The sequence below is a fragment of the Burkholderia sp. Tr-20390 genome, from assembly GCF_017104595.1.
Lineage (GTDB): Bacteria > Pseudomonadota > Gammaproteobacteria > Burkholderiales > Burkholderiaceae > Burkholderia.
In genome coordinates this window covers 1-7,912 of record NZ_JAAGPC010000281.1, presented here as the reverse complement: position 1 = coordinate 7,912, position 7,912 = coordinate 1, and the positions used below count along the sequence as shown (strand labels likewise).

Genomic DNA, 7,912 nt, shown 5'->3' with positions numbered 1-7,912 from the left:
GTGCCGCTGCGCGGCGCGGTCGGGCAGCGCGCTCATCGTCAGCCGGCCCGCACGAGCTGCTTGCGCAGCCGGCCGCGCACGACGACCAGCGCGATCAGCGGCACGACGCCGCCCCACAGCGGGCTGTGGCGCATCGCGATCGACACCGCGAGCGCGACGACGGTGACGGCGAGCAGCACGATCGACAACGAACGTGCGCGCGCGTGGTCGACGAACGTGCCGTCGACGAACCCGCCGTCCGACCACGCGGTATGCACGATGCCGACGACCAGCACGCAGACGAGCATCGCGGCCGGCCCGAGTTCCTCGCCCCACAAACGGCTACCTGTCGGCGACACGAGCGCGAGCACCGCGCCGATCACGAGGAACAGGTCGACGCCGATCGCGATGCTGTTGCGGTCCGCGCGGCGGATCAGCCACGCACCGTGCACGAGCGCGAGCACGCCGCCGATCAGGAACGCGTGCGTCCAGCGCACGTCCGGCTGTTCGGGGCCGAGCCGGCCGTAGAACAGGAACACGATCGCCGGCAGGAAGTTGCTCGCGTGCAGCAGGTAGTCGGTGATGGGATTGCTCGATTTCATCAGGGGATTCTCCTTCGTCGAAACATCGAAACAGCGAAACATCGAAACAGTGAAACAGCGGGCGACGCATCAAGCGTCGTGCCAGCGGAACAGCCGCGCGGCGGCGAACAGGAACAGCGCGGTGCTCGCGGTCATGCCGAGCAGTTGCGGCGCGAGCTGCGCATACGGGGCGCCGTCGACCAGCGCGCCGCGCAGCGCGACCGCGAACTGGTTGGTCGGCAGGAACGCGAGCACCGCCTTCAGCCAGGCCGGCGCGTCGTGCATCGGGATCGTCAGGTCGCTGAAAAACAGCAGCGGGTAGTAGGTGACGTTGCACGCGAGTTCGGCGGCGGCGAGCGACTTGGCGCGGCTCGCGAGCAGTACGCCGATGCTGAGCACCATCGCCGCGCCGAGCAGCACGATCGGCAATGCGCGCAGCCCGTCGGGCGTGGCGATCGGCAGTGCGATGCCGAACGCGACGCGCGCGACGGTCAGCAGCACGAGCGCCGACAGCGCCATCATGATCATCCGCGCGACGATCAGCGCGGCGAGGAACACGCCGCGCGAGACCGGGAAGCACACGTACAGCTTGAACGTATTGCGCTCGCGCAGCGATGCGATCGCGGTCGTCGTCGAGTTGAGGCCGATCGCCATGAACGCCATCACGAGAATGCCGGTCGCGAAGAACGCGCCATAGTCGAACGGGCGGCGCGCGGGTGCCGCGTTCTCGAAGCGCGCCTGCGCGGCGGGCAGCCCGAGCCGCTGCGCGGCGCAGCGTGCGAGCGCGATCTCGACGACGCGCGACGCGGCCTTGACCGCGAGCGAGCCGTTGAAGTCGTAGCGGATCGTCGCCGGCGTGCGCTCGTCGTGGCCGAGCACGACGGTCACGCGATCGGCTGCCGCGCCGCGGCCGTCGAAGATCGCCTTCACCGTGTCGCTGTGCGTGAGGCTCTCGACGATCTGCGCTTCGCAGGCGCGGCTGTACGGGGTCGCGCCGCCGGGGACGACGAACGCGATGTCCGCGGTGCCGAGCGAACCCGATCCGCCGAACGCGAACAGCATCACGCTCAGCAGGAACACCGGGAACACGAGCGTCCAGAACAGCGACGAGCGGCTGCGCAGATAGCCGAGCAGCTCGTTGCGCACGAGAATAAGGAACACCTTAGTCATGGGTGGGGCCCTCGGTACAGAGGCGCAGCAGGTCGCCCGGCGTGCTCGGCGCGAGCGCGAGGTGCTGGATGCCCTGTTCGCCGACGATGCGGTGCACGTTCGGATGCAGCGTCGCGTCGCCGAACACCTCGACGACATGCGCGGCCGATACGCGCACGCCGGTCACGCCGGGCAGCGCCGCGAGCCGCTTGCGCAGCGCGCGCGCATCGGCTTCGTCGCGGCAATGCAGGACCGCACGCGCCTCGCCGACGAGCTCGGCGCGCAGCGCGTCCTTGTCGCCCTGGTAGCGCACGCCGCCGTCGCGCACCCACACGAGATCGTCGACGACGGCCAGCTCTTCCTCGGCGTGGCAGATCATCGCGACGCTCGTGCCGCGTGCACGGTCGCGCAGCAGGTCGATCACGACGCCCGCGTAACGACGGTCGAGGCCGGTGAACGGTTCGTCGAGCACGGCGAGTTCCGGCCGGTGCGCGAGCGCCACGTAGAGATCGATGCGCTGGCGCTGCCCCTTCGACAGCGCGCGGCAAGGCTTGTCGAGCAGTTCGGCGATGCCGAGCGCATCCGTGACCGCGGCGTCAGCACGTACATACATCGCGCGGTGCAGCGCGACGATCTCCGACACGCGGAGATGGTCGGGATACTCGACCTTCTGCAACTGCGCGCCGATGCGCCGCAACGACGGCGTATCGCGCATGAAGCGCGCGGCCGGCACGTCGAGCACGCGCACATCGGTGCCGCCGCGCCGGAAGCCGAGCAGCGTTTCGAGCAGCGTGGTCTTGCCGGAGCCGTTCGGCCCGACGATCGCGGTGATTGCACCGAGCCGGAATCGCACGTGCCGCGCGGAAAAACGGAAATCGCCGGCCGCGACGTCGATCGCGCGCGCGCCGAGCGCAGCACCGGGCGAGTGCGCATCGGGCAGCGGCTGCGTGGCCGTGCGCAGCGGCCGGTCGAACGCGGTGTGCGGGCCGAACAGCGCGCGCACGGAGGCGAGGAACGAATCGCTCATCGTCGGCTTCCTGTCAGTCGAACAGCATGACCTGCGTGTCGCGCGCGCCCCGGTACGGGTTGCGGCCGTGCGCGACCAGCATGTTGTCGACGACGAGCACGTCGCCGGCCTGCCACGGGAACGCGCGCTCCTCGTCGTCGAACGCGTCGTAGATCGCGACGAGATCGTCGAACGGCATCGGCGACCCGTCGCCATAGCGGATCTCGTACGGGAACGCCGCGCGCCCGGCGTACATGCGCTGCAGGTAGCGGTAGCTGAGCTCGCCCATCGAACGCGGATTCGGGTGCTGCGCGCTCGCCTGGTTGAACCACACGGTTTCGCCGGTGCGCGGATGCGTGCGCAGCGCGCTGCCGACGTGCGACACCGTCACGCTGCCGTCGTCGAGCCAGCGGCAGCCGACGCCGCGCTCCGCGCACAGCCGCTCGACCTCGTCGCGCTCGGTCGTGCCGAACGCGTCGTCCCACGGCCGGTGGTATTCGGCGAACGGCATGCCCGGATGGGCGGCGAGGCCGTCCGCGCGCGCGCCGGGCGCCGCGAAATTGCGCAGGTACATCACGCCGCGTTCGGCGAACCGTTCGCGCAGCGCGGCCGGCACGCGCGCCGTCACGCGCCGCATGTCGCAGATCGGCGTCTCGCCGCCCGCGTCGGCCGGCTGCCGGCAATAGAACGCGACGAGGCGCGGGAACGCGGGCATGTAGGCCATTTCCTGGTGCAGCCCGATCTTGAACGGCGGCGGCATGCGGGTCGACTCGTACACCTGGCCGTCGATCTGCTTGCGCGGCGCGGCGCCGGCCGTATAGCCGTTCGCGTGCGGCGGATACAGCGCACCGAGCTGGCCGAACGCGGCGGTGTCGGGCACCGCGAAGCCGCGCCACAGCAGCGCGCCGCACGCGTCGAGCAGCGTGTCGATCGTGTCGAGCCGCGAGCGGTACCACGCGACGAACATCTCCGGCGAGGTCGCGAGTTCGGCGCTGCGCGGCGTCACGCACAGCGGCAGCGTCGCGCCGGGCGCGACCGCCGCGCAGTGCACGTCGTCGGCGCCGAGCCGCGCGGCGGCGTGCGCGGCGAGGAAGGCGAGGTCGGTCATCACTCAGGCCAGCGCCGGTTTCTTCAGCAGGATCTCGAAGCCGAGCGCGCCGAGCCCGGCGCTCGGGCTGTAGATCGACGCGACTTCCGCGAGACCGGCTTCGGCGACGAGTGCATGCGCTTCGTCGAGCGTGATCTTTTCCTCGACGTGGGTCGGCGGATAGTCGGCGGCGGCGCGCATCTCGGTGAAGCGGTCGAGCAGGTGCTGCGGCGCGTCGCGGCGCATGTCGTGCACGAGCGCGATGCCGCCCGGCTCCAGCACGCGATACATCTCGGTGAGGCTCAATGCCTTGTCCGGCAGGTGGTGCAGCGTCGCGCGGCCGACGGCCATCGTCAGCGTGCCGTCGTCGAACGGCAGCGCGAGCGCATCGCCGACGCGCATCTCGATCGTGTCGTCGAGGTCGAGTTCGTGGATGCGCGGGCGGCCTTCGTCGAGCATCGCCGGATCGAGGTCGATGCCGACGTAGCGCCAGCCGCGCATCGCCGGGTCGGTCGCGAGCCGCACCGGCACGACGCCGGTGGCCGTGCCGATGTCGGCGATCACGCCGGGCGTCATCCCGCGTGCGAGCTGGCGGATGCGGCTGATGAACAGCAGGTCCCACGGTTCGAGCGTTTCGGTGGCGAAGCGATCGTAGTCGTTCGCCGGGCGCAGGTTCTTGAGCAGCATGACGGTCCTTTTGCGGAGTGCGGAGGGATGAGGGTTCACAGCCAGCCGACCGGCACGGCGGCCAGCAGCCGTCGCGCGGTCGCGCTGTTGACGCCGAAAGCCGGGCGGCGGCGCCGCTCGACCGCATGTGCGGCCATCGCCGCGATGCGTGCGCCGAGCCCGACGCCGACGCCCCACGACGGCGCGGCGACACCGAGTTCGAGCAGCGTCGCGGCCGTCAGGAAATCGATGTTCGGCCGAAGCGAGCGGCGGGCATCGGCCTGCGCGCAGCACGCGTCGAACAGCGTCACGTACGCGCCGTCGAAGCCTTGCGCCGCGAACCGCGCGCGCATGTGCGGCGGACGCGGGTCGGCGACGAACAGCGGATGGCCGAAGCCGTACAGCGTGCGTTTCGCATCGAGCGTGGCGTCGATCGCCGCGCGCCCGGCTGCGTCGAGCGCGGCAGGCGGTGCGCCGGTGCCGCCCGGCACCGACTGCGCGAGCGCGGCGAGCCACTGCATCGCTTCGAGCGCCGCACCGACGTGCGACGGCCCGCTTGCGAGGAAACCGGACGCGATCGCCTGCGTGAGCGTGACACCGGTGCCGATGGCGACCCGCGGTGCGAGCACGGTCGGCGTGATGTAGCCGAAGCCTGCGTGCCACGCGACGAGCAGCATGTCCATCGCGGCTTGGGCCGCTGCGTCATTGCGCGTCGCGCCGGTCAGCACGAGCATGCGTTGCGCCTGGTTCGACGTGCCGGCGAGCGAGGCGCCGATCGAGCCGTGGCGTGCGGCGAACGGGCGGCCTTCGATCGCCGCGTGCAGCAGGAACGGTGCGGCGGCCGCGCACAGCAGCATCGTGTCGAGATCGGCGTCGTCCGGTGCGTCGCCGTGCATGCGGGCCGTCACGTCGTCGAAGCCGCGCAGCAGGCCGGACGCGGCCGCGAACACCGGCGCGACACCCGCCGCACCGAGATCCGCGGCGACGGATTGCGCGGCACTCCCGGGTGCCAGTGCATCGGCGAACGCCGCGAGCCGCGTGCCGATGGCCGCTTCGTGTGCGCGATGCGCGGCGCTGCCGGGCGCGACGTCGAACCACAGGTGCGCGAGCGCGCCTTCGAACGTCGTTGCTCCAATCAGCGCGTTCAGATCGAGATCGCGCACGCGCAGCGCTTCGGGTTCGAGCGTCGCGCCGTCGATGTCGGTGCCGCGATGGCGGGTCGCGGGGCGGCCGAGCAGGTTGCGCGGCGCGTCGCCGGCTGACGCGGGCGGGGCCGTCGTGGTGGTCGTGCCGGAATCGAGCGTCGTATCCATGTCATTCCACCTGCGCGAGTTCGTCGCTGCTGACGCTGATCGCCGCATGCGCCATCGCGGCGATCACGGCCGCGTGCTGGTCGACCACGGGCAGCACGTTCGCGAAGTAGTAGCGCGCGCTTTTCAGCTTGCCGCGATAAAACGCGAGTTCGGCCGGCGTATCGGCGGTGTCCGGCGCGTCGAGCCGGCGCGCGGCGATCGTCGCCGATTCGAGCAGCACCCACGCCGACGTGACGACGCCGAACATCTCGAGAAAGCGCGTGTAGAACTGGCTGCTGCGGTGCGTGTGACCGTCCTGCACGTCGCGCGCGATGTCGTCGAGCGCGGCGGCGATCCGGTCGGCGCCGGTGCGCAGCGCATCGAACAGCGGGCGCAGCTCCGCATGCGTGCCGGTGTGATGCTGGCGCGCGAGGAACACGTCGAGTTCGTCGCGGTAGTACTGGATCAGCCGCGAATGACGGCCGAAGCCGAGCTTGTCGCGCACGAGGTCCTGCGCCTGGATGTAGTTCGTGCCTTCCCAGATCGACAGGATCTTCACGTCGCGCGCGTTCTGCTCGACGGGGCTCGCATCGGTATAGCCGAGCCCGCCGTGCACCTGGATCGCGGTTTCGCAGATCCGCCACGCCTGGTCGGAGATGAACGCCTTGCAGATCGGCGTCAGCAGCAACTGCAGCTTGCGGTGGCGCTCGATCTCGGCCGGGTCGGCGTCGGGCGTCGCTTCGAGCATCGCCGCGCGCGTGGCAGTGGCGGCGAGCTTGCCGAGCAGGCCGCGGCAGCCGTCGACGCGGCTCTTCATGTCGACCAGCATGCGCTGCACGTCCGCGTGCTCGACGATCGCGACGCGGGCGGCATTGGTGTTCGACGCGCGTTCGATCGGCCGGCCCTGCAGCCGGCGGCCCGCATACTCGACCGCATGCAGGTACGCGCTCGACGCGACGCCGACGCCGAACATCCCGGTGCTCATCCGCGCCTGGTTCATCAGCGGCATCAGCTGCAGCAGGCCGACGTTGCGCCGGCCGCCGAGCAGCCAGCCTTTGGTCGTGCCGTTCGAACCGAACACGAGATGCGTGTTCGCGCAGCCCTTGAGCCCCATCTTGCGCGGCAGGCCGATGCAGTCGACATGATTCGATTGCAGCTCGCCCGTTTCCTCGTCCGGCCAGAAGCGCGGCACGACGAGGCACGACAGCGAGAACGAGTCCGGCGACGCGGTGTCGATGCGGCCGAGCACGAAATACAGCGTGTTCTCGGTCAGCTCGTGCATGCCGGCCGAGATGTAGACCTTCTCGCCGTCGATCGCGTAGATGTCGCGTTCGAGCGGTGTCGCGCGCAGCGCGACCGCGGTGAGGTCGGTGCCGGCCTGCGGTTCGGTCGCGCAGAAGCAGGCATCCCAGCGGTACGCCTCGAGCGGCGCAATCAGCGCCTTCTGGTGCGGCGTGCCGTGCATCTGCAGCAGCTTGATCGCGGGGCGCGTGAAGCCGCCGTACGTCATGAACGACGGGTTCGCGCCCATGAACATCTCGTAGATCATCTGCGTGACGATCGGCGGCAGCCCGTGCGCGGTGCCGAACAGCGTGTTCGACCATTCGTCGCGAAAGCGTGCCCACAGCGCGTGGAAATGCGACGGAATGCGCACCTGGCCGTCGTCGAGCAGCGTGCAGCCCTCGACGTCCGCCTGCTGGTAGCTGCGCCCGAGGTCGAGCGCGAAATCGCGTGCGCGTTCGAGCAGCGCGTCGATCGATGCGCGGTCATGCGTGCCGTACAGGCCGTGTTCCGCCAGAAACCGCTTGTCGGCTTCGAACAGTTCCCACAGAAAGAAGCGCAGTTCGCGCAGGCTCACCTTGTAGGCGCTCATCACGCGTCTCCTTCGATATCGAGCGCGGCATCGAGGCCGCCGGCGAGGTCGACGACGGCCGCCGCCGCCGCGCCATGCAGTGCCGCATCCCACACGAGCACCGTGCGGCGTTCGCCTTCGTCGAGTGCGCCGGCGAGCCGGATCAGCGCGGCCGCCGATTCGGCCGACGACAGGTGGCCGGCGGCTTCATGCTGGATGCGGGCGGCGACCGGGATCGACGCGGCGTCGGCCACGCGCGCCGCGAAGCCGGGATCGAAGCCGGGCGGCACGCACCAGTCG

Annotated in this window: 7 protein-coding genes and 1 pseudogene; all 8 read right to left on the bottom strand. The window is 70.6% G+C overall.

What is annotated here, in order from left to right; genetic code table 11:
- Positions 1–38: 38 nt before the first annotated feature.
- A complete protein-coding gene (locus G3N98_RS37140; RefSeq protein WP_059590725.1) occupies positions 39–581 on the bottom strand; it encodes a hypothetical protein in 543 nt (180 codons plus the stop codon).
- Positions 582–650: 69 nt separating this feature from the next.
- Complete coding sequence (locus tag G3N98_RS37135; protein WP_206150907.1) at positions 651–1,730, bottom strand: ABC transporter permease; 1,080 nt, start codon at positions 1,728–1,730, stop codon at positions 651–653.
- The gene (locus G3N98_RS37130) at positions 1,723–2,736 is read right to left on the bottom strand and encodes an ABC transporter ATP-binding protein (protein WP_089476297.1); all 1,014 of its coding nucleotides are present in this window, start codon (positions 2,734–2,736) and stop codon (positions 1,723–1,725) included. Before G3N98_RS37130 ends, G3N98_RS37135 begins: the two co-directional genes overlap by 8 nt.
- Before the next feature lie 13 nt (positions 2,737–2,749).
- Positions 2,750–3,823 carry a TauD/TfdA family dioxygenase gene (locus tag G3N98_RS37125; protein ID WP_089476296.1) on the bottom strand — a complete coding sequence of 358 codons (1,074 nt, stop codon included), beginning with the start codon at positions 3,821–3,823 and terminating at the stop codon, positions 2,750–2,752.
- A gap of 3 nt (positions 3,824–3,826) precedes the next feature.
- Complete coding sequence (locus tag G3N98_RS37120) at positions 3,827–4,489, bottom strand: class I SAM-dependent methyltransferase (protein ID WP_085040119.1); 663 nt, start codon at positions 4,487–4,489, stop codon at positions 3,827–3,829.
- A 35-nt stretch (positions 4,490–4,524) separates the two neighbouring features.
- Entirely contained in the window at positions 4,525–5,781 is a 1,257-nt protein-coding gene (locus G3N98_RS37115; RefSeq protein ID WP_206150906.1) for a citrate/2-methylcitrate synthase, read from the bottom strand.
- Between the two features lies 1 nt (position 5,782).
- A complete protein-coding gene (locus G3N98_RS37110; RefSeq protein WP_179250269.1) occupies positions 5,783–7,633 on the bottom strand; it encodes an acyl-CoA dehydrogenase in 1,851 nt (616 codons plus the stop codon).
- Positions 7,633–7,912 (bottom strand): annotated as a pseudogene (locus tag G3N98_RS37105) (hypothetical protein); the annotation flags it as partial. The pseudogene G3N98_RS37105 and the gene G3N98_RS37110, both read right to left, overlap by 1 nt.

Excerpts from the sequence above, each read along its gene's own strand:
- G3N98_RS37110 (WP_179250269.1), bottom strand. The coding sequence starts at position 7,633 with ATGAGCGCCTACAAGGTGAGCCTGCGCGAACTGCGCTTCTTTCTGTGG.
- G3N98_RS37125 (WP_089476296.1), bottom strand. The coding sequence starts at position 3,823 with ATGACCGACCTCGCCTTCCTCGCCGCGCACGCCGCCGCGCGGCTCGGC.
- G3N98_RS37135 (WP_206150907.1), bottom strand. The coding sequence starts at position 1,730 with ATGACTAAGGTGTTCCTTATTCTCGTGCGCAACGAGCTGCTCGGCTAT.
- G3N98_RS37115 (WP_206150906.1), bottom strand. The coding sequence starts at position 5,781 with ATGGATACGACGCTCGATTCCGGCACGACCACCACGACGGCCCCGCCC.
- G3N98_RS37140 (WP_059590725.1), bottom strand. The coding sequence starts at position 581 with ATGAAATCGAGCAATCCCATCACCGACTACCTGCTGCACGCGAGCAAC.
- G3N98_RS37130 (WP_089476297.1), bottom strand. The coding sequence starts at position 2,736 with ATGAGCGATTCGTTCCTCGCCTCCGTGCGCGCGCTGTTCGGCCCGCAC.
- G3N98_RS37120 (WP_085040119.1), bottom strand. The coding sequence starts at position 4,489 with ATGCTGCTCAAGAACCTGCGCCCGGCGAACGACTACGATCGCTTCGCC.